The sequence below is a fragment of the Pseudomonas onubensis genome (genome assembly GCF_965653655.1).
Taxonomy (GTDB): domain Bacteria; phylum Pseudomonadota; class Gammaproteobacteria; order Pseudomonadales; family Pseudomonadaceae; genus Aquipseudomonas.
In genome coordinates this window covers 13102-34970 of sequence record NZ_CBFHAZ010000019.1, presented here as the reverse complement: position 1 = coordinate 34970, position 21869 = coordinate 13102, and the positions used below count along the sequence as shown (strand labels likewise).

Sequence of the window (21869 nt, the reverse complement as noted above, 5' to 3'; positions counted from 1 at the left end):
TTTCTATCGATAAACCTATGTTAGGTTTTTGGCATGAGTTGGTAATGAAATGGATGTTAGCGCGGACGGAGAGTTCGGATGGCAACGGATTGCATGATTGTAGGTTTTAATGATTATAGCTTTGATGATTACATAGAAGCGCTTGAAGTCGGGGGGAAAGCCGGTGTTTCCTACCGAGACAGTAATCTGTCCTTTCTCACCTATGAAGGCACAAGGCTCAGGGCATTGGATGTTCTGAACAAGCATGCCGCCTCGTTGAAAATTGAAGGTGCCGAGTTAAATAACTCGGACTTTCTCTGGCCCGTTATTACCTACTTGGGTACTTACTTGAACAAGCGTGGTATCAGTTTTGACTACGTTCGATTGTTTCACCAAGACCGTGAAAAACTTAAGGCGAGTCTGATTCAACAAGACGTCAGGACAGTGGCTATTACTACCACGGTGTACGTCACTCCCCAGCCGATCATGGAAATTGTCGACTTTGTCAGGAGGCATGATCCGAAGGCGACGATCGTCATCGGGGGGCCTTACTTGGCAGATTTGCCAAAAATTCTCGACAAGGCGGCGCTCGCAGAGCATTTGGAGATGTTAGGTGCCGATATCTACATCTTTGGTGCCGAAGGTGAAGAAACACTAGTGAAACTCATCTCGGCACTTAAAAGTGGTGCCGAGTATCAGCACTTGGATAATATTGGTTATCAGACAGCCGCAGGGTTCAAGGTCAATACTATTGTTGCTGAAGGTAACAGCCTCGAAGAGAATATGGTGGATTACAGCCTCTTTGATAAAAAAGATATCGGCGAGTTTGTAACGGTACGAACGGCCAAGTCCTGCCCCTTTGCTTGTGCTTTTTGTGGTTTTCCGGAGCGTGCGGGTAAGTACAAGTATTTGCCAGTTGAGTACGTGGAAAGAGAGTTGAACGCGATTCGTGATATCGGTGGTGTCAGCACCATCACCTTTATCGATGATACGTTCAATGTGCCCAAAGGGCGCTTCAAAGACATGCTGCGGATGATGATAAAAAACAACTATCAATTTCGATGGAATAGCTACCTGCGCAGCGATCATGTGGATGATGAAGCGCTTGAGTTGATGGCCGCTAGCGGCTGCGATGGCGTATTTCTAGGGGTGGAGTCCGGCAGCACCGATATATTGATCAATATGGCGAAAAATAGTCGCCCAGAGCACTACCGGCGAGTGATCAAGAAGTGCCGGGAGTTGGGCATCGTGACGTATGCCTCGGTCATCATCGGGTTTCCGGGTGAGGACAGAAGAACGGTGCAAGAAAGTATCGACTTTTTGAACGACGCAAAACCAGACTTCTTTCGAGCTCAGGTGTGGTATGCGGATCCCATTACGCCTATTTATAAAAAAGGCCAGGACTATGACTTGTCTGGCCAGGCCTTCCAATGGCAGCACCGAACTATGGATTCGATGGAAGCGGCCTATTATGTCGAGAAAATGTTCTTGTGTGTCACCGGCAGTACCTGGCTGCCACAGAATGGCTTTGAACCGTGGAGCCTTTATTATTTGCAGCGAAAGGGCATGACGCTCGGAAAAATCCATGCCTACCTTGAACATTTCAACGACGGCTTGAAGCAAAAACTATTGAGTAAAAACTCCCCGGATGTAGGGCGAGCCGCCTATCAAAACATGGTCAGTGTTCTAACGGATGATGCGCTTCCTATTGGGTCATTGCGATTCGAGGCGCAGACGCTGGACAGTGAACTGGTTCGATGGGCCAACTATCTCAAGCGTCTCTCCCAGCGCACTCCCGCATGGGGTGCGGACACCACTCGCGAGCTTCCCAGCTTTAGCAGGGTGTTTTCGTCTTCTTCCGATGTTTCGCTGGCACAACTGCTCGAACATTGCGTGGCCGTCACAGGCACTTTCGATGGACTCAATGTAGTTGTCGATTGCACAAGTCAGTCAAACGCCGGCGTACCCATCCCCTACGTGAGCGCCCCGATGCTGGAGGGCGTAGAGGCGCCCTCGACCGATCCGAAGTTCGATGCACTGTCGTCATTACCAGGTTTATATCTGCTTCGTGACTACCATGCCGGTGTGGACTTGTGCGGTGTCGGCCTGACAGAGATCCCTCTGGGCTGTGTCATGTTGATGCAAGGCGAAGAGCAAAGTGCTGAGGAGGTTGAAGCGTACTACCTCAATAATATCGCGGCTTACCATAAGTCGTTGGGGCTTATTGTGGTTGACCAAGGTAACGCGCGAGTCACATTGCACCTGCCCAAACTCTATCTTGATGACTCCCAGTGGCGGACATTAACAGAGTGGCGGGAAATGCCGGTGCTGAACACCGAATCGACAGTGGCGGCCATGGCTGCACCCTGTTTCAGCTTTGAGTAAGGAGCGTCTATGTCAACGCAAGATGAGCGTCAATACGAAGTGGTTGTGAATGATGAAGATCAATACTCAATCTGGTTTGCCGAAAAAGAACTACCCGGCGGGTGGCGAAAGGCGGGGTTCTGCGGCACGAAGGAAAACGCGCTCAATTATATAGAGGGCGTTTGGGTCGATATTCTTCCTCGTTCAATTCGAAACGCCTGATGCGTGCTGGCACTGAACGGCGCAGAGAATGACCCGTGCCGCAGTGCGATGCGTGCCCTGTATATTCAAGGATGAAAAATGACCCGTGTGTATTTAAAACCATCAATTACCGTTGAACCGTTGTTCAATCGTTGGTTTTCCTGGCCCGTACTGATTCCACCCCATAGCGCGGCACTGTATTTGAAAAATCATTATTTGCCGATGATTGCTTCATTTCTTGAAGAGCCTGAGCTGCACGCTGCGGCCATTGAAAATCCAGCCATGCGCGCCGGCCCATTTATAAATGGTAGTTGCGGCTATGCGCGGCTGGAGCGTTTTTACAATGAGTCGCAAGACGCGCTGGCTCCGTTGCTGAATCTGGCTGCAATGATCGAGCAGGTTGAGCAATTGATGAAGGTTCAGGACGGCTACACACTGGTGAACCTTTACAACCAATTGCCGACGGGCCTTCGCGGCATGGTTGAGTTGGTGTATGACCTCAACCACAGTCCGTCAATCAGGTTCATAGAGCGTTTAATGTACAAAAGCGACTTCTATAACCCTGCCTTGCAAAGCCTGAAATTAGGCACTGTTACGCAGGAAGTTAAACCGTTTTCACTGAACACGCCTAAGTTGGACCAGGGTACGTTGAATCTGAATGTGGCGCACTCCGATACCCTGATAGATACATTATCAATTGCTCGCAGTCATGCGGTTGAACTGGACCATCTGATCGCATCGCTGCCGTGGGATAGTTGGGGTGATGTCAAAAAAAATGAGTTTATAAAGTGCTTTACTGAGCAACCGCCGCCCCCGGGCGAGGCTGTATCAGCTGAAGGTCTAACCATCAGGTATTTCGGGCATGCAACGGTACTGATTCAGGCTCAAGGGGTGTCTATTATGACAGACCCCTGCGTCAGTCCCTATGTAGAAGGGGCGCAAAAACGTTATGATTTTTCGGACTTGCCGGAGGTGATTGATATCGTTTTGATCACCCATGCGCATCAGGATCATGTTGTTTTTGAAACCTTGTTGCAGTTACGGCATAAGATAAAAAAGATTATTGTACCTAGAAGTGGCGGTGGTTTTTTGCAGGACCCGTCATTGAAGTTGATGTTAGAAGCGATCGGCTTTGACAATGTCAGTGAGCTTGGAGAACTAGAGCACTTCGAATATGGTCCAGCGCGAATCATGGGCATACCTTTTTTTGGCGAGCACGGCGACCTGAGTATTCAGACAAAACTCGGTTATTGCGTCAACGTCAATCAGTTTTGCGGAATGTTCCTGGCTGACTCCGACGTGTTGAATCCTGAGTTGTATGACGCGACATTGAAACAAATCGGCCACGTGGACGCACTGTTCATTGGCATGGACTCAGTCGGCGCTCCGTATCGTTGGTTGTACGGCGCTCTGTACTCTACGCCGCTGGATCATGCCCGCGGAAAGAATCGGCGCATAAACGGTTCCAACTCACATAAGGCCTTTGACTTGGTCAAGCGAATCCGCCCAACAGCAGCGTATGTCTACGCGATGGGCGCCGAGCCGTGGATTTCGCATATTACGGGTTCAAATACGGATCCGAATGCTGCGCAAAACCGCGAGGCTCGCCACTTTGTAGACATGTGCGCTGCCGAGGGTATTGAGTCCAAAGTTTTGTACTGGATGGACCAATTGCAAGGCTAACGGCTAAGGCTGATTCGTGTTTGAAAGGGGAAACCGCTGTTGAATAAGAGTCATATCAGTCTGGTGGGAGGCTTCGCGTCGACAGCGTTAGGCGTGGAATTCATGCAGGTCGCTGTGCCGGTGTTGGCAAGTGCTTATTTGAACTTGACCACGACGCAGACCGGGATGGTGTTGGCCACACGGTTTTTGCCAGTCTTTCTCATCGGCTTATTTGTCGGCGCGCTTCTGGACAGAGTGTACCTGCCGTTGATACTTCGTTTGTTCAACCTTCTGGGGTTCGCAAGTGCAGTGCTTTTTGCTGTTTTAATGTTGTGCGGGCATGCCGGTGTGGGGATGTTGATGTTACTGACCTTCATGATTGGCACCATAAAACTGGTAACCGATACCGCCAGCGCAGCGATTGTGCCGTTGTTGGTCGAAAAGCAGCATTTTCTCAACCTGAACGCTACGCTGATCTCCAGCCAGTCAGTGGCTAAATTGCTGGCGCCATTGATGGCAGGCACAGCGTTGTCTTGGTGGGGGGCAGGCTACAGCATGTTATTGCAGGCGGGTGCATTCTTGCTGGCGGTCCTCTTGTTTTCGGGACTGCGTGTGGTACGGGGGACGAACTTGGCCGCAGCCGTTTCGACTGCCTCCTTGGTCGGCGATGTACGTGAGGGGATATTGCTGATTTTTTCTAACAGAAATTTGCGTTGGCTTATCCTGACGGCTTGCCTGTGGAATTTTATTGCCGAAACAATCATCAGCTATGTATTGGTGTATTCCACACAGGTTTTGTCTTTATCGGCTGTTGACGTCGGCGGTTGTGTGTCAGCCGGTGGAGCAGCCTTTCTGGTAGGATCGCTCAGTTCACGGTACGTGCTCAAGTATGTTTCATTCAAACACGCCATTATTGCCAGCATGTTTGCCCCGGTTGTGGCGGGGGGGGTGCTGATATCGCTCAATATCACGGGCATCTACCCGGTTGTCATGGTGTGTGCAGTGTTTGTGTCGATGAATTACGCCGCTTCCGTACACATGATCTCCTCGCTGAGTGAGCGACAAATACAAACACCGTCTTTCGCATTGGGCAGGGTCCAGTCGGCATCGAGACTTATGATGTCGGGAGTGATGCCGTTTGCTTCAATCATGGGCGCGTCGTTGCTTCACTTCAAAAACGATCTTTTCGCGCTTGTTGGGATCTTGCTTATCAGTTTCTTGCTGTTGGGGATTGTCGTTGTTCTCTCCGCAACGACGCAATTGCAGCGCAGTAATACCTAAGCCGAGTCTGCCAAGGGAATAAGCCGATGTTTTTCAAAAAACGGATTGTCGTCAGTGCCGGAACCTACGATCGATTAGTGTTGATCACCCAAGGCAATGAAGAGCTTATGCTCTGCGTAGGGGCTGTCGCGTTAACTCAGTTACATTGGCGTTTTTCAGAGCATGAGAACCCCTGCGTCGGCGTGTATGCGAAGGGCAGTCAATGCCGTGCCGTGACCGTGCAAGCCGGTCTTACCGTCAAGGCAGCACTCTTCGCGTTTAAAGAGCTGATCCACCACCAGCGCGACGATGTGCCTGCGAGCGTCTTGACGACTCTTGTGATCAAGAGTGGGGCAAACCACCTATCGCAGGCGCCTGAATCTATATGTGCCACGTTGGAGAGCTCGGGCAAAGAGATTGTCATCGAGTGCGCAGAGGCCGCCGGCAAGGAAACCCTGTTGGAGGCCATCAGCGACGTATTCGACTTTTTTTTGAGCAAGATGCTCAGCGAGCTGGATTCGCCGCTGTACTCTCTGCCTGTCATTGATGCACAGAAAACGATCGCAGGAAAAAAAGGAGGTCTGGAAAACGTTCCGGATTTCAAGGCTGAACTCTACGGCTTGTGCGCAACTTACGCACCCCGGCTAGCCCTATACAACGCCAGCCGACAGCTCACCTACGAACAGCTGTGGCACAGTGTGATGCACCTTGCGGATGCGCTGAAACATCATGGGGTGCGACCCGGATCGGTCGTAGCGATCTACTGCCAGTGCGATATCGATCCGGTGTTGTTAATGCTGGCGACACTCTGTACCGGCGCTTGTTACGTGCCGCTCGATCCTGCCTACCCACTTGATGTGCTGCGCGACTATCTTACTGAATCAGGCGTCAGTTATATCGTCGCGGATGACGTGACTTATCCCACTGCGCAACAGTTATCTCACACTCAAACTCTGCTGAAAATTCGAGAGCTGCTTGACAGCAAAATCATCGGTGTGGGGGACTTCCTGCCGGTTACAAAAGACCGGATGGCCTATGTGATTTTCACCTCCGGGAGTACCGGCAAGCGAAAGGCGGTAGGGGTATCTGTTTCGGCCCTGCTTAAGTCCACACACGGGCGAGTCCAATACTACGGCGCAGCCCAGGACAACGTCAGGAATATGCTGATTGCCTCTATCAGCTTTGATAGTTCCATTGGCGTCATCTACGGCAGTTTGTTTGCAGGTGAAGCGCTGTTCCTCCCAGTCGCAGGGAGTGAGAAAGACGTCAACCTTACTCTGGAGGCTATTGAAGCGCAGGCTGTTACATCACTGCTGACACTGCCCTCCTATGTAAAACTTTTGGTTGAAGCCGATTCCATTGCACGCCGTTCAAAAGGTCTTCAGCGTGTAATCTGTGCAGGGGAAGCGCTGGAAAAATCTTTGGTGAACGCCTTGTGTCATCAACGGGATGGGTTAGCAGTATTCAATGAGTATGGTCCAACCGAAGGGACCGTCTGGAGCACGGTAAACCGGGTCAATGCCGAAGAGTCTGAAGTCAATGTTTCAATAGGGTATGCGCACGCCAACAACAGTGTGTACATCCTCGATGAGCACCTGAATGAATTGCCGCCGGGAATCGAAGGTGAGCTGTATATCGGCGGGGAAACGTTGGCGATCGGCTACCTCAATGACGCACGTGAAACGGCAACTCGTTTCATACCCAACCCATTTTCCGATAACGGTAGCCGCTTGTATCGCACAGGGGACAGGGTATCGCGCACGGCATCGGGAGCACTCGATTATCTAGGCCGGTCTGATCGCCAACTGAAAATAAGTGGCTACCGAGTCTCCTTGGCTGAGCTGGAAGATAAGGCTGTTTGCATTGCGGGAGTGCATGAAGCAGCAGCGGTGGTGGCCGACAAAAGCGCTGGAAATATCCAATTATTTATTTGCGCAGATCATCCAGTCGCTGAGTTCACCCACTCACTCAAGTTGATCATGCCGGCCCATGCCATACCCTCGACCGTGATGTTGATGGATGTTCTCCCTCGGCTGCCTAATCGTAAGATCGATTATCAAACACTGACGCAAATGGCCGTGGCGCAGGCTGCTCGAGCCAGTGCGGATGGCGACGAGAGTCGACAAGAATCACTGGAAACCTATCTCTCCACGCTTTGGCAGAGCATTTTGAAGGTTGAAATTACCGAACCGTCCCAAGACTTTTTCGAACTGGGCGGGAGCTCTATAAAAGCGATCATGGTGCTCAACCGAATCCAGAAGAAGATTGGCCGCACGCTATATATAGGTTCGACCTTTGAGCAGCCGACTATCAGCGGCATGGCAAACTACTTGAGGGCGAACTTCTCCGACGCCTTACTGGAAGCAAACATGCAGGTCTGAGCCGTGTATTCAGAGCATGAGGTTTACCCGTATTCGAATAGTGAGGGAACACGCTGATGACCGATAAGCCCCATAAACAGCACGCGGCGTTCGTCGTGGAAAAAACGACCCAAACCTCTTACAGTCAAGACCGTTTTTTGTTTTCACATAAGCTGAATCCACTGGATTGTTCGTCAAACATCCCCTTGGTATTAAGCATTGAGGGCACGCTTGAACCGACTGTTTTGCAGTGCGCGTTAAATGAGATCGTCCAGCGACATGAAGTGTTGCGTAGCGCCATTAAATTTGAACTCGATAAGCCGGTTCAAGTGGTGTATGCCCCATTCGAGGTTCCGTTGGAGTTTCATGACCTGTCTGAGATTGCACCACAGGAACGGCCAGCCATCGGCCGCAAAATAATCCAGGCTGACGTGGACACACCCTTTGACCTGGCGCAACCTCCGCTGTTTCGAGCGCTATTGATTCAGTATTCAAGCACGCAATCCAAATTACTTATCAATGTTCATCACGCGGTATTCGATGGCTGGTCGGGCAATCTACTGGTCGAGGACTTGATTGCGTACTATCACGTCCATCGAGGCGCTACCTCGGTCTCGAGCCCTGAGCTTCCCCTGCAATACGCCGAGTTTGCACTGCAGCAGCGCGACTGGTTAAACAGTGCTGAGGCCCGGGCGCAACTGGCGTTCTGGCGAAGCACTCTGCAAGCGGCGCCGACGACGTTGAATCTGCCTGCCGACAACAGTGGCGCAGCCGACAACGGCCCGCACGGCAATACACTGGAAGTTGAGTTTTCAGCGGGCCTTATGGATACGGTCAGTGCGTTTAGTCGACAACATAAAATAACCCCGTTCGTGGTATTGCTGACGACGTTTTTTATTATCTTGTATCGATACACAGGCGAAAAAGATATTTGTATTGGCACCCCGGTGGCAAATAGAAATCGGGAAGAGTACGAAGGTGTCATAGGTTGTTTTGTCAATACATTGGTTATCCGTTTGAGGCTGCGCGGCGATTGGTCATTTCTGACACTGATCAATGAAGTCAGGGCGCATGTCATGGCGGCTTATTCGAACCAGGATTACCCTTTTGACCAACTGGTCGAACAGTTGCGTCCAGAACGGATTGAAGGCCAGTCACCTTTTTATCGAGCAATGATGATCTATCAGGCCGAACCCGAGCAGCGGGTGGTCGGCACGGTAAGCGTTCATCCTGAATACCATACTCGCGCGGCACATTTTAATGATTTGAATTTCGGTATCTTCGTGCGCGACGGCAAGCACAAAATGTGGATCGAGTACAACTCTGCCTTGTTTACTGAGTGCTTTGTTAAGCGTATTGGCGGTGATTTTTTTACATTGCTGTCCCTTGCGGTTAGTGCTCCCCAGTTGCCTGTTGCTGTAGGCTCAGCCGGGCTATTTGCGCAGCCTTCGGTCATTGTTCCTTTGGCGCAATACGCGCAAGTTAGCGATGCGACGGTCCATGAACTGTTTGCCAGCTATGCGCACCGCCACCCGGAGCAGCTGGCGCTGTTGTATAAAAAAAGAGCGATCAGTTTTGCACAGCTCGACAACGGTTCGAACTTGATTGCCAGACGACTGATTAACAGCGGGGTGAAATCTGGTGACCTGGTTGCCTTCTTTCTAGCGTCCTCACCTGAGGTCCCGCTTTGCCAGTTGGCCATAATGAAAACCGGCAGCGGCTACCTGCCTATCGACATTAATTTACCTGGCGGGAGGATTGCTAGCATCCTTGAAGATGCGTGCCCCAGGCTGATTGTCACCCAACAGATGTATCTGCCCGCCTTGGTGGATATTGACACGCCAAAACTTGTATTGGGGGATGAGGACCTGTTCGCCCTGAGCAGGACGTATGGAGCACCTGATATCGATGTCGCTCCGGGACAGGTTGCCTACTGCATTTACACTTCCGGCTCCACTGGGCAGCCCAAAGGTGTCTTGGTCAGCCATAAGCAGGTCCTGAGTTTTTCCGCCGGATTGGCGCAACTGTTAGACGGTACGCCCATTGCAGGATCGCGGATGGCGTCATTGGCGTCGCCTGCTTTTGATGCCTCTGTGCGGCAACTGCTGTTCATGTGCCAAGGCGCGACCAGTTGCATTATCCCCGAGGATGTTCGCGCCAATATGCAGTTATTGGTCGATTTCACACGGGATTATCAACTCGACGTATTCAATCTGACGCCATCAACCTGCTCGGTTTACCTGGACCTGGTGGAGGCGGCCGATGAACCCGCTTGCTTGCCGTCTGTGCTGATATTAGGCGGGGAGCGTATTGATAGTGTGCTGTGGGAACGGCTGGCGTCGACGCCCGGGTTGAAGGCTTTTAATGTGTATGGGCCAACTGAAGCAACCGTGCATTGTTGTTTCAGTCCTATCCAAAAGTCGTGCGCGCCCTCCATTGGCAACTCATCGGCCAACGCTCAGGTGTACATTCTGGACGAAGACTTGAATCATCTGCCGGTTGGCGCAGTGGGCGAGTTATATATTGCCGGCCAAGTGCTGAGCTATGGGTACCTGAAGCGGCCCGGGTTGACCGCCGGCCGGTTCTTGCCGAATCCGTTTTCTGCAGTTGCAGGTTCGCGTCTTTATCAAACGGGCGATTTGGCCAAATTCGATCGCGACGGGCATATCGAGTACGTCGGTCGAAGTGATCTGCAAGTGAAATTGCGGGGGTATCGAATTGAGTTGGGCGAAGTCGAAGCCGCCCTGAAGAAAATAGCCGGGATTATGGATGCCGTTGTCGTCATTAAAACGGACGGCGGCATTGATCGTATGGTCGCCTATTTAGTGCCCAGGAATAGCGCTGTGTTGGACCTGATGCTGGTCAAGCAACAGCTGTTGGAATGGCTGCCTGTTTATATGGTGCCCAGTCAAATGTTTATGCTGCAAGCCTTGCCACTTAACGTCAGTAATAAAACGGATCGGGTTACACTCTCGCAACGACAGGATAGCCATGCAGCCCCGGTTGAGCCGGCCCAGCTGACAGGTATTGCCCAGCCACTCGCTGAAATTTGGCAAAGTGTGCTATGCCTCGATAGCGTAAGGGCCGACGACGACTTTTTTGATTTGGGCGGGCATTCGCTACTGGCGATAAAGTTGACCAACCATGTCGCGAAGGCGTTTCAAGTAAAACTCCCGGTCGCGCAGGTATTCAGCCTTAGAACGCTTCAGCGCATGGCTGACTATATAGCGCTAGTTGATGGCACTGAGGGTTTGGCAGACGCCGTCACCTTGGCCCCGGCCACCCGACCGCTGTTGGTGCCGTTATCTTTTGCACAAGAACGGCTTTGGTTATTGGAACAGCTCACACCAGAGGCTGCGTCTTACAATATACCTATGGTGCTTACTCTTAACGGCGCCTTGGATCAGCAGCGACTGCGTGACTGTTTCAACCGTTTGGCGCAACGGCACGAAATATTACGCACAGCGATACGTCTAGTGGATGATCAACTTATTCAACATATCGTGCCGCACATTGATATAGGCATGATGGTTACGTCGGTGGAGCATCTCGGCGCGGAAAAAAGGCAGCAGGAAACGTCGAGAATAATCCAGCACGAAGCGAGAACGCCTTTCAACATGTCAAGCGTGCCGCTATTTCGTTTGCACCTTATCAAACAGAGTGATGTAGGCCACGTTCTAGTGATCAATCTTCACCATATGATCTTTGATGGACTTTCTACCGGTCTATTTCTGAGACAACTGCGTGATATTTATGAGGCGCGCGCTGACGAACACCAGGCAATCGTACCCCTGCACGTGCCGCAATATACCGATTTTGCCCTGTGGCAACGGCGATGGGTCGAAAGTGAAGAGTCATCATTACAGCTGGCTTTTTGGAAAAAACATCTGCACAACGCGCCGTCGGTGCTGAATATGCCTTTGGACTTCAAGCGCCCACTCAGTGCCGTCTACCACGGCGCAGTTGAGACGTTCAACTTATCGGATGCGCTGGTTGGGCCTTTGCAGAACATTTGCAAAAACCAACAATTGACAATGTTCATGCTGCTCTATGCCGCGTTTAATATTGTACTCAGTGAATGGACGGGCGATCGGGACATAGTGATCGGTACACCTGTTACCAATCGCACGCGTGAGGAGTTTGAAAACACAATCGGGTTATTTGTCAATACCATTGTGCTGCGTACGGTTATCGAGGAAGGCATGACCTACGCGGAGTACTTCAAATCCGTTAGTTCAAATGTCGCTGAGTCATTTGATCATGCCGAGCTTCCCTTTAATGTCTTGGTTCAGGCATTGAGTCCGGTACGCGTGCCGGGATGTGCGCCGTTGATTCAAACGATGTTCGGATTTCAGACAAAAGAGCCGGAACTCAGCCGAATGGCGGACATTGATATTGAAGTGTCGTATCAGAGCAGCGAAGTGGCAAGGTTTGACCTGGTCGTTAACACGTTTATGTCCGCGGGCAAACTGTGTGGTTATATGGAATATAAAAAAGGCTTGTTTTTACCATCGACCATTCAATCGCTCATCCGGCAGTTCGAGCAGGTGTTGGAAACGTTGGCGGTGGCCGACGGGTCGGTAGACCGCGTTTTGAGCGTTACAGCAATGCCTGATAAGCCCAGACAACCCGTTGGGGTGCTAGGCAGGTGTGTTGCTGATGTGTGATAAGGAGAAGGGCACTATGGAACGTTTTCAGCATGATGTAAGTGGTTCGTTGGGCCAGTTGTTTGAGGCAACGGTTGAACAGTTTTCTTCACGTCCGGCAGTCATCCATGACGGGGTCACGCTGACCTACGGCGGGCTGAGAGAGCGGGTTGATGAAGTCGCGTCTGAGCTTTCTCGTTCGTTTGGCGTAACGCCTGGTGAACGTGTAGGGGTGTACCTCGACAGGTCTGACCATTTGATCGTGGCGATACTCGCGATCATTCGGTTGGGTGCCAGCTATGTACCTCTGGATCCGGATTACCCACTCGAACGTTTGAGTTACATGTTTCGGGACTCGAATAGCTCAGTGCTGATTACGCAGCGTAAACATAGCGCCAAAGCCACGCAGTTCAGTACAGCCGTTTTGGATCTGGACAGCCCTTTTACACCTTCGCACAACGGCTTTGTCTATTCCACCGCGTCGACGGCCACGCAATCGAGCCTGGCTTACGTTATGTATACCTCGGGTTCAACCGGCCACCCGAAGGGGGTGGCGGTAACCCACGGCAATATCATCAACCTGGTTTTATCGGGCGGCTATACATCTATAACCCCAGCGTCCAGGATCGCCCAGCTGTCCAATAGTTCTTTTGATGCCACCACATTCGAGTTGTGGGGGGCGCTGTTGAATGGTGCGTGCCTGATCATTATCAACGGTGCCGCAGCCTACGACCCATGCACGTTGCCGGGCCAACTTTCCATGCATGGAATCACCCATGCGGTATTGACGTCTGCGGTCGTTTCCCATGCGGCCGCGTACGATCCTGCGGCGTTCAAAAATTTGGACACGTTGTTGTTCGGTGGGGAGAAGATCGACCAGAAGTTCATCGATATGATTCTGCGCAGCGAGCCGCCCAAGCGGCTGATGTACATGTACGGGCCGACAGAATGCACCACGTTTTCTACGGGGTATGAGGTACGAACCGTTGACCTGACCGCCAATAGCATCCCCATTGGCGAGGCCATCGGCGGGGCTGCTGCGTATATCCTCGACGAGTTTCTCGATCCTGTCGGCCTCGGCGTGACTGGTGAGTTATATGTCGGCGGCAGCGGCGTCGCGCATGGATACCTGAATAAATCGTCCTTAACTGCCTGCCATTTTCTGCCTGATCCGTTCAGTGCTGTCGCACAAGCCAGAATGTACAAGACGGGCGATCTGGCTCGGTACTTAGTCGATGGGCAAATCGAGTTTATGGGCCGTAATGATGACCAAGTTAAACTCCGTGGTTATCGCCTCGAATCGGCAGAAATAGAAGCGAAGTTGAGTCAAATTGCTGGTGTGAAGGACGTCGTTGTCGGGGTCAAACTCGTTGACCAGGAGAACCAATACCTCGTTGCGTTCATCGTTACCGATAATGGCGCTTCCCTTGATGATGGAGTACTCAGGCGCACGCTTCTAAAGGATCTGCCTGTTCACATGGTGCCGACGGTATTTGTTTATCTGAAAGAATTTCCGCTGACGGTCAATACAAAAGTCGACCGCGCACGGCTATTACAGCAAGTGATTACGCGCGATACGGGCGCGGGTGAACCCGGGCCTCAAGTCGATCAGCAATTGCTGGCCATCTGGCGCAAGCTTCTGTTGGTTGATGAGATCGGCCCGGAAGATGACTTTTTTTCGTTAGGTGGCCATTCCCTGCTTGTGATCAAGCTCGCAGGCCATATCAAGCGCGAGTTTGAAATCGCGGTGCCCATAGATGTTTTGTTTGAGCACACGCGGCTGGTTGATATGGCCTCCTATCTGCAGCGCCAATACGATCAGCAGGCCCGGTCGGCGCACGGGGAGTTGGCCGACGCCGTGTCAGCGGGCTACGTTCAACCTTCGATCTTTGCGCCGATCATGTTGAAGCAAGGGCGGGCTTCGCAGTTATTAGCGTTGGTTCATCCTGCTGGTGGCGACGTAACCTGCTATCGCCATCTGGTTGAGAGGTTGCCCGCTGAATGGACGGTGCTGGGTTTTCAACGTCCGGAATTGGCCGGGGATGGGTTGCCTTCGTTGATGAGTGTGGAGCAGTTGGCTCAACGCTATGTGACCGAATTACTGAAGGTACAAGCCAGCGGTCCGTACCGCCTTGGTGGCTGGTCAATGGGCGGGGTCATTGCCTTTCACATGGCAACACTGCTTGAAGCCCAAGGGTTCGCTGTAGAGTTTCTGGGTTTGATTGATTCCCACTTTGTTGTTTCTCAGGATCAATGGTTGTTATCCGAACATCGACAACTCGATTTGGCTTCAACCGATTTAACCCAACATACGGGTTACCAAACAGTGTTGGCTTCATTTGAAGAACATATGCAGGCCCACGCTACGGTTCTCAGCCAGCATGCAATTGATATGGATTTTTTGCGTCGCCTGTATATTGCCAACTGGATTGCGCTATGCCGATATCAGCCTAGCCGCTCCGTGTCAGGCCTGTTTTTTTATGCAGCCCAGGACAGCCGGTCAACGTTCTCGTTCTCCGAACGCATGAACCGCTTGCAAGCGCTTTGTAACAACACTCTGCGGGTCAGTATTGTGCCAGGCGATCATTACTCAGTCATGGTAGCAGAGGATCTGCCCCCCTTGGCAGAGCGCTTTATTAACGACTTGCAAAGCTCATGCATTGGTAACCGCGCATGAATACTTTGATGCCTTCTTATTCCACTTCGTTAAAGGAATGACCTGTGATTAACGATCCTCGCATGCAACTTCTTCACACGCCAACCTTGGCCGATGTATTGGACACCTTCGGTGTCTGGGGGGTAATTGACACGCGCGTAGTGCCCATGAACGACGTGCGCGGCCCGATATTCGGCAGCGCCTATACCGTACGCTGGTCACCTGTGCGCAAGCCGCGGGATATCATGGCCGCGCAACCGTCCACTTGGGACGATGTAAAGAATTTCCTGGCGCCGGAGATAACGTTCGGGCGTGGAAAAATTTATGTTGGCGGCGTCGATAATGGTCTATTGACGGAACTCGCACTGGCCGGCGGTTTCAGTGCTGCGGACTTCCAGTTACGCGGATTCGAAGGCGTCATTCTGGGTGGCGCGATCAGGGATGCTCATGTTATCAAACAGCTGGAGCTGCCGGTTTGGGCGACAAATTTTACCCCGGCTGATACCCAGGGTAATTTTAAGGTGGCTGAAGCAGGAACGGCGTGCAGTATATTGGGGGTCACTATAAAAACCGGTGATTTGATCGTGGCGGACGCATCGGGTTGTGTGGTGGTACCGCAAGACTTGATAAATGATGTGTTAACGCGGGCCTTTGAAATAGAACAGAAAGAAAAAGTAATATTCGATAGAGTCTCGTCGGGTGAAGGGCTTTGGAATGTAGTTCATGACCTGGGGCGGATTTGATTCAGATTTTCGCAGGCTTGCAGGGCTGATCAACGCTTCACTGTTGCGTGTTGGGCGTGTTTTTACAGGAGTAACTCATGGCTAAAGTTCAAAAAGGTTATGTACTGGCTATCATCAGCGTCAATGACCCGGACACCTTCAAGCAGTACGTCGCGCGCACCCCAAAGGCCGTGGAGAAATACCGTGGAACATTTTTGTCCAGGGGCACGGATTACACAATTCACGAAGGTGAAAGCGCGCCTGCACGTATTGTGCTTCTAGAGTTTGAGTCTTATCAAGTTGCGCGGGACTTTTACGATTCACCTGAGTATCAGGAAGCCGCGAATTTTCGTCGAAAGTCGGCGTCTACCCATTTTTTTATTCTGAACGGTTACGACCACAGCCTGGCAGCCTTGATGCCGGGCCTGGTAACGGACAAAGGATGAATCATGAAAAAAGTCAACGTTAACCCGGTGCGTGGAACGCGGGATATATTACCCGCGGCGGCACAGCTTCGTGACTTTGCCCTTCACAAGATCCTGGGTGCTTATCAAGCCTGTGGTTTTCGTCGGATAGAAACGCCCGTACTCGAAAGCCTTGATCTGTTGCTCGCAGGGCAGGGCGGGGAAAATGAAAAGCTCATCTTCAAAGTGATGAAACGTGGCGAAAAACTCGATGTGGCTAATGCACAGGAAGAATCGGATATCGCCGAGTATGGTATGCGGTTTGATTTGACGATTCCGCTCTCACGGTTTTATGCCAACAACATTTCGCAACTGCCGACGCCTTTCAAATCGATACAGGCGGGGCCGGTCTGGCGTGCGGAGCGGCCTCAGCGAGGTCGCTACCGTCAATTTGTACAATGCGATATCGATGTGATTGGTGAGCCTTCTATTAACGCCGAAATTGACCTGATCAGAACCACTGCGCGATGTTTGAACGGCGTGGGGCTGCGGGACTTTATTATTCGTATCAATAACCGCCAATTGATCGAAGCGTTGTTGGTTGAATGTGGATTTGCACCCGGTGACTTTGCCAGCATTATGATAGCGCTGGATAAGCAGGACAAAATCGGTATCGAGGGGGTACAGGCCGAACTTAACGGTTACCCCGCGGTGGCGGTTCAGCGCCTGATTGATTTTCTAAATGAGAAAATTGATACCCCCCAAGGTATGACCTCTGTGTTCAAGGGTACGCCGCCCGAAAATGTCATCGGGCTGATAGACGAGCTGAATGTGGTAATGGATACCGTGAGGGCGTTGTCGAAGGGGGATTTTCAAATACTGTTTGATCCTTCGCTAATTAGGGGCATGGGTTATTACACCGGACAGATCTTTGAAATTTCCTATAAGGACTTTCCGTTCTCTATTGCCGGTGGCGGGCGCTACGACGGGGTCATTGGCCGTCTGATGGGGCGCGACGTGGCTGCCTGCGGGTTTTCCATCGGCTTTGAGCGCTTGTGCGAGGTCCTGGAAGCCGAAAATCTGAATGGTGGGGAGGGCGAGACGCGTGCAATTGTTTTCGTTGACGATAATGCTCAGTCGCTGGCTGCTTATGGTTTTGCCGCGCAGGCCGCACAACAGTACGCGGTCGTCAACGTACTGAGAAAGCAAAAAAATCATCGTCGCCAGTTAGAAGGTCTCCACGCCGAAGGTTACGCTGCATTCTATTATTACACCGGTGCTGCTTATCAGAAACGCAGCGTGGAGTTTGAGAAAGTCTGACGGCTGTCATTCATGCTTTCGAACACCTTCGAAAGCATGAACCAATTAATTATTTGACGGTGTGTATTGAAAAGCCCATCGGCACTTCACCAAAGTCTTCCTTGATATGCAGGTTGTAGTGGGTGGCGGAAGGCAGTGTCGTAATGCAGGCATCTACAGCACCGGCGGAACATTGTATGGCGGCTTCCGAGTTGCTGGTTACGATCGTTTTCTCGTATTCATCGGAGGCTAGCAGTTGCGGGGCTGGATGGGTTGCAACTGAGCTGATCGGCCCTTGGTGTCTGGCCGCCAATACCATGTTGAAGGTCGGCATAATGAAACAGTCGGAGAGTGCCAGGGTTTTTAAATTAGAGAACACCAATGTGTGCAGTTCTGGATAAACAATGCAGCCGAGTAAGGCATTGGCGGGGGTTCTTGGCATTTCTTCCAGTGCTTGTTCCAGTGTTTGATAGAGCTTAACCGTTCCCGTTCTACCTTGACGCTTATACCATTCCTTGGCGGCTTTTTCACAATTGGTGCCTGCGGGACCAAGTGTGTGGATGACTTCAATTGTTTTCAAAGTATCAGTTTGCATACTTGACTCCCTTCAAGTTAATTAATTTCCAATGTTTTAACAAAGCCTGCGGGCGTTGTAAAGTCTTGAAATACTTTATTTAGAATTTAGGTATTGCACTTTTAATGGGGCTGTCGGCGATCTTGGTTTGACACTGTTCTCTGCGCGAAGCCTATCCTCGGCCGGCTGGAAAAGCACCGATGGCGTGGCGGCTTGCTTGATATTGAAATTGCAGGCTGGCCGGTCGTTATTCGCTAAGGATGTACGTTCACCGGGTATCGGGCTGCGCCAGCCAATGCAGGGTAGTGGGGGGACGCGCTGACCCGTCACACAATACGCCACTTTGTTTGGCCCATAAGCGCGCAGGGTTGTCTCAGCACACCAGACAAAGAAAAGCCCACGATGGGGGCGCGGGCTTAAAAGGTGTTCACTTAGGAGCTGAGTTCAAGCTAGGCGCGCGACTGTGAAATCCGTGTGAAATCCACGTGTGTAATTTGTTTTTTGCTACCCGGCAGCATGCTCAAGTACTGTGCTGCTTCCTTATCCAATCAACGTAATGGTGTGTTCATGCCAAATGAAGTGCGGCTTGTCGTGATGATCAATACCCAGCCCGGTAAGGGCTCGCAGCAGTTGGCCGCGTTCGAGCAGCTGGCGCCTAAGGTGCGGGCCGAGCGCGGATGCCTGCGCTACGACCTGCATCCCGTGGTGGGCAACCCCGACAGCTTTGTCCTCATCGAAAAGTGGGCCTCAAAGGCCGCATTGGACGCCCACCATATCGCCCCTCATATGGTCGCAGCGGCCCAGCACAATCCATCGTTTCGTGCCGGGCCTGCGACCGTTTTGCTGTTGGAGGACGCGGTATAAGGCCGTTATCAGAGTGGCACCCGCCTTATCTTGCCGCTCAATGGCACCACAGTGTTGTAGGGCGTGGGGATTAGCCGACCGGTCAGCCCCATGCCTTCGCTGATCAGCACAGCGCCCGGCACCACGCATAAGTTGGACGGCGTATCCAGGCCGCGCACCAGCACTTCGACTTCCCGGGTGTGCAGGTTGCAACGCAACAAGCGCCCACTGAACCGGGTAAAACCGCCGTGCAACAGTTCGCCGTTCCAGTCCGGCAGCAGCGGTTGTTGCAGGTGGCTGCACAGCTCCAGCACCAGCAACCTGCCGCGCGGGCACAACGCCAGGCCCGTGGGCAATTGCAGGCCACGTATCACCACCTCTATTTGCCCGCTGGCCGGGTGCACACGGATCACTTGACCGGCAAAGTCGGCAAAATCGAGGCCCTTGCGAGCCGGATCGCCGTGCAGCTCGCCAGAGAACAGGCTGATCAGCACCGCGTCCGTATGCGGTTCGTACACCAGGGTCACGGGCACGGCTTCCTGGCCCTGATCGAGTTCCGGCAGTTGTGCCAGCACCCGTTCGTCCCGGCCTTGCGTGAACTCCACCAGTTGATTGGTATCCGGCTTTACCGCCAGCCAGCTGTGGCGGGTGGGGTGGTAGCACAGCGCATTCAAATTGCCCCGACTGTGGAACACCGGCTCAGGCGGGTTGTATTGCAGGTCGAGCAGTTGCGAGCCACCGACATAATCGGTGAGGCTGGCCAGGCAGCGCCCGTCGCCGAAGGCGATGTCCGACACGCCCATGATTTCATCACGCAGCATGCGCGGCTGCATGTTCATGCTGCGAAAGCCGTGGGCAATGACTTCGCCGGGCAAGTATTCGCCAGGCCGCGCAGGGTCGGGTTGCAAGCGGCTGATGCGGCCGCTGAAGGGTTGGTCCGCCAGGCCGGAGCCAGCTTCGGCCAACAACAGGCTGCCATCTTCTTGCAGGCACAGGCCGCGCGGGTTGAGCAGGCCGTCGGCAATCAGTGTGCTGGGGTGCAGCGCCTCAATGGGCTGCGCCGGGATATGCAAGGTCATCAGGTGTGCTCCTATTGCGGCGGCTGCCATGGGCTGCCGGTGAGGTAGGCGCGCAGCAACGCACGCTGGGCCGGCGACATCGAGCGCACGACTGGCATGAACAGCGTGGTGCCTTTGTAGGCGTCCGAGGTGCGCGCCAGAATCGCGTTTTTCGCGGCCATGATCGCGTCGGGCTGGTTGAGCGGCACGTAGCGCGACATGGCGGGGAAGGCCAGGTAGTGAAAGCGCAGCACGTTCGGGTAAACCTGTGCCCAGGTGATGGTGCTGCCCTTGGCGATACCGAAATCGGTCTGGGCGTATTTGCGCAAGTTGGTGAAGAAGGCGCCATCGTCCACGCCATTGGCCGTGCAGGTCAGCGCGACAAAACCGGCCTGGCCGGCGCTGCCGCTTTTAAGCGTGACCGGGAAACTCACGGTCTGTTGCCCGGCATTCACGGTCAGTGAAGCAGGGAAGTTGAGAAAGTCGATGTACTGCTTTTGATCGTAAACACCCGGCGCGCTGGCCCCCAGGCTCACCTTGGTGGCGCTGGGCACCGGCCCGCCCAGGTAGCTGACGCGCAAGGTGATGGTCAGGCCATTGGGGTAATCCTCCAGGTACACATTGCGCTGGTCGGCAGACACCCGGTACGTCGCCTCGGTGGCATTGAGTTTTTTACCGTTCACCGCATTGGGCGCGGTGATGTTCAACGCGGTGGTTCTCACGGCTTGCTGCTGGCTGGTACTCAGGGGCAGGTCGACGATACCGCCGTACACGTAGTAATTGACCAGCGGGCTGGCGGCCGGGTTGAGCGTCGTCAACGGTGCGGCACCGGCGGCAATGGTCACCGGGCCGTAATTGGCATTCGGCCCGATGGGGCTGGTGATGTCATCGCGCACGGCGCGGAAGGTTTGCTTGGGGATGACATTGACCATATCCAGGCTCAGCAAACCATTGTTGCCCAGCGCCGCGTAGGCGGCATTGCCCGTGGCCTGGTTGACTATCTGGCGGCCCGGCTGGCAACCCGGCAACTCGCCGGCAAACGCCGGGGCCAGGGTGCCGATCACCCGCCCGATGCTCGGGTTCGGCGTGTACTTGCCGGCGGCGTAATCGGCGTCCAACTGCGCCGTGGTCATCTGCGGGCACATCTCAAACATCACAAACCGCAAGACAATGCCCGTCGCGCCCGGCGCCTGGATAATCGCCTTGAGGCCGGCACTGTTGTGGTTCCAGCTGACGATGCTGCTCAGCGGGAAGGTCAGCTGGAAGGTGCCGCTGGCATGGAACGAGCCCGGTGCGTCCATTTTTGCCGGATCGAGCACGCGGCCGGTCACGTCATAACTACTGCACACTGCATTGTTGCGGATCAGCAACTGAATATTGTCGTTGCCGCCAATTTGCAGGCCGCCGACAAAGATCTGCGTGGTGGTCGAGGCGCTGGGGTCCAGGTCCACCATCATCGGGCCGGAGACCGGGCCCTGGCCGGTCACCGGGTCTATCGAACCGAGCAGGTACACCGGCTGGCCAATCAGGTCGCCGGTGGTGCTGATGTTGCCCGGCACACCCTGGGAGCTGATCAAGGCGTTCTGCATGTCCACCACATGCTGACCATAGTGGTTCCAGCCGCCGGCGGTGTAGTAATTGCCTGCCGGCGCGTTGATCATATTGTTCAGCTGGTCATCGGTATAAGACTGCGCACCCGGCGCCAGGGTCGAGGTGGTCAGGTCGAACAGCGGCCAGTTCGGGTTGCCATTGAACGGGATGGTCGGCGAGTTGTTGGGCAAGCTCACGTCCGTGCGGATGCCGCCCCAGAAATTCAGTCGTGGTCCATTGAGGATGCTCAT

Annotated in this window: 14 protein-coding genes; 11 read left to right on the top strand and 3 right to left on the bottom strand. The window is 53.2% G+C overall.

Going from position 1 to position 21869, the window contains the following annotated elements:
* Positions 1 to 78 precede the first annotated feature (78 nt).
* The 10 genes from ACTD9P_RS09190 (at position 79) to ACTD9P_RS09145 (ending at position 17574) form a co-directional block, all read left to right on the top strand.
* On the top strand, positions 79 to 2364 hold the full coding sequence (locus tag ACTD9P_RS09190; RefSeq protein ID WP_438867478.1) for a PhpK family radical SAM P-methyltransferase: 2286 nt from the start codon (positions 79 to 81) through the stop codon (positions 2362 to 2364).
* 9 nt (positions 2365 to 2373) lie between these two features.
* Entirely contained in the window at positions 2374 to 2565 is a 192-nt protein-coding gene (locus ACTD9P_RS09185; RefSeq protein WP_438867476.1) for an MbtH family protein, read from the top strand.
* Positions 2566 to 2643: 78 nt separating this feature from the next.
* Positions 2644 to 4227 carry an MBL fold metallo-hydrolase gene (locus tag ACTD9P_RS09180; RefSeq protein ID WP_438867475.1) on the top strand — a complete coding sequence of 528 codons (1584 nt, stop codon included), beginning with the start codon at positions 2644 to 2646 and terminating at the stop codon, positions 4225 to 4227.
* 39 nt (positions 4228 to 4266) lie between these two features.
* Entirely contained in the window at positions 4267 to 5487 is a 1221-nt protein-coding gene (locus tag ACTD9P_RS09175) for an MFS transporter (protein ID WP_438867473.1), read from the top strand.
* Positions 5488 to 5513: 26 nt separating this feature from the next.
* A complete protein-coding gene (locus ACTD9P_RS09170; RefSeq protein WP_438867472.1) occupies positions 5514 to 7847 on the top strand; it encodes a non-ribosomal peptide synthetase in 2334 nt (777 codons plus the stop codon).
* 56 nt (positions 7848 to 7903) lie between these two features.
* The gene (locus ACTD9P_RS09165; protein ID WP_438867471.1) at positions 7904 to 12493 is read left to right on the top strand and encodes a non-ribosomal peptide synthetase; all 4590 of its coding nucleotides are present in this window, start codon (positions 7904 to 7906) and stop codon (positions 12491 to 12493) included.
* Between the two features lie 16 nt (positions 12494 to 12509).
* Positions 12510 to 15149 (top strand): non-ribosomal peptide synthetase, encoded by a 2640-nt coding sequence (locus ACTD9P_RS09160; protein ID WP_438867470.1) that lies wholly within the window; start codon positions 12510 to 12512, stop codon positions 15147 to 15149.
* Between the two features lie 44 nt (positions 15150 to 15193).
* Positions 15194 to 15871: an RraA family protein gene (locus ACTD9P_RS09155; RefSeq protein ID WP_438867469.1), complete on the top strand. Its 678-nt coding sequence runs from the start codon at positions 15194 to 15196 to the stop codon at positions 15869 to 15871.
* Positions 15872 to 15948: 77 nt separating this feature from the next.
* Positions 15949 to 16296 carry a DUF1330 domain-containing protein gene (locus ACTD9P_RS09150; protein ID WP_438867468.1) on the top strand — a complete coding sequence of 116 codons (348 nt, stop codon included), beginning with the start codon at positions 15949 to 15951 and terminating at the stop codon, positions 16294 to 16296.
* A gap of 3 nt (positions 16297 to 16299) precedes the next feature.
* Entirely contained in the window at positions 16300 to 17574 is a 1275-nt protein-coding gene (locus tag ACTD9P_RS09145; RefSeq protein ID WP_438867467.1) for a histidine--tRNA ligase, read from the top strand.
* Between the two features lie 49 nt (positions 17575 to 17623).
* Here the strand turns inward: ACTD9P_RS09145 and ACTD9P_RS09140 are convergent, their stop codons facing one another.
* Positions 17624 to 18148, bottom strand: a complete 525-nt coding sequence (locus tag ACTD9P_RS09140; protein ID WP_438867466.1) for a hypothetical protein — start codon at positions 18146 to 18148, stop codon at positions 17624 to 17626.
* A gap of 546 nt (positions 18149 to 18694) precedes the next feature.
* Here ACTD9P_RS09140 and ACTD9P_RS09135 point away from each other — a divergent pair.
* Positions 18695 to 18991, top strand: a complete 297-nt coding sequence (locus ACTD9P_RS09135; protein ID WP_438867465.1) for a putative quinol monooxygenase — start codon at positions 18695 to 18697, stop codon at positions 18989 to 18991.
* Between the two features lie 8 nt (positions 18992 to 18999).
* Here the strand turns inward: ACTD9P_RS09135 and ACTD9P_RS09130 are convergent, their stop codons facing one another.
* Complete coding sequence (locus ACTD9P_RS09130; protein WP_438867464.1) at positions 19000 to 20049, bottom strand: hypothetical protein; 1050 nt, start codon at positions 20047 to 20049, stop codon at positions 19000 to 19002.
* An 11-nt stretch (positions 20050 to 20060) separates the two neighbouring features.
* Complete coding sequence (locus ACTD9P_RS09125) at positions 20061 to 21869, bottom strand: hypothetical protein (RefSeq protein WP_438867463.1); 1809 nt, start codon at positions 21867 to 21869, stop codon at positions 20061 to 20063.

What these genes read in the sequence shown, in the direction of transcription:
- ACTD9P_RS09190 (WP_438867478.1), top strand. Translation starts at nt 79, where the DNA reads ATGGCAACGGATTGCATGATTGTAGGTTTTAATGATTATAGCTTTGAT.
- ACTD9P_RS09185 (WP_438867476.1), top strand. Translation starts at nt 2,374, where the DNA reads ATGTCAACGCAAGATGAGCGTCAATACGAAGTGGTTGTGAATGATGAA.
- ACTD9P_RS09180 (WP_438867475.1), top strand. Translation starts at nt 2,644, where the DNA reads ATGACCCGTGTGTATTTAAAACCATCAATTACCGTTGAACCGTTGTTC.
- ACTD9P_RS09170 (WP_438867472.1), top strand. Translation starts at nt 5,514, where the DNA reads ATGTTTTTCAAAAAACGGATTGTCGTCAGTGCCGGAACCTACGATCGA.
- ACTD9P_RS09165 (WP_438867471.1), top strand. Translation starts at nt 7,904, where the DNA reads ATGACCGATAAGCCCCATAAACAGCACGCGGCGTTCGTCGTGGAAAAA.
- ACTD9P_RS09160 (WP_438867470.1), top strand. Translation starts at nt 12,510, where the DNA reads ATGGAACGTTTTCAGCATGATGTAAGTGGTTCGTTGGGCCAGTTGTTT.
- ACTD9P_RS09150 (WP_438867468.1), top strand. Translation starts at nt 15,949, where the DNA reads ATGGCTAAAGTTCAAAAAGGTTATGTACTGGCTATCATCAGCGTCAAT.
- ACTD9P_RS09145 (WP_438867467.1), top strand. Translation starts at nt 16,300, where the DNA reads ATGAAAAAAGTCAACGTTAACCCGGTGCGTGGAACGCGGGATATATTA.
- ACTD9P_RS09140 (WP_438867466.1), bottom strand. Translation starts at nt 18,148, where the DNA reads ATGCAAACTGATACTTTGAAAACAATTGAAGTCATCCACACACTTGGT.
- ACTD9P_RS09135 (WP_438867465.1), top strand. Translation starts at nt 18,695, where the DNA reads ATGCCAAATGAAGTGCGGCTTGTCGTGATGATCAATACCCAGCCCGGT.
- ACTD9P_RS09130 (WP_438867464.1), bottom strand. Translation starts at nt 20,049, where the DNA reads ATGACCTTGCATATCCCGGCGCAGCCCATTGAGGCGCTGCACCCCAGC.
- ACTD9P_RS09125 (WP_438867463.1), bottom strand. Translation starts at nt 21,869, where the DNA reads ATGAGCATCCTCAATGGACCACGACTGAATTTCTGGGGCGGCATCCGC.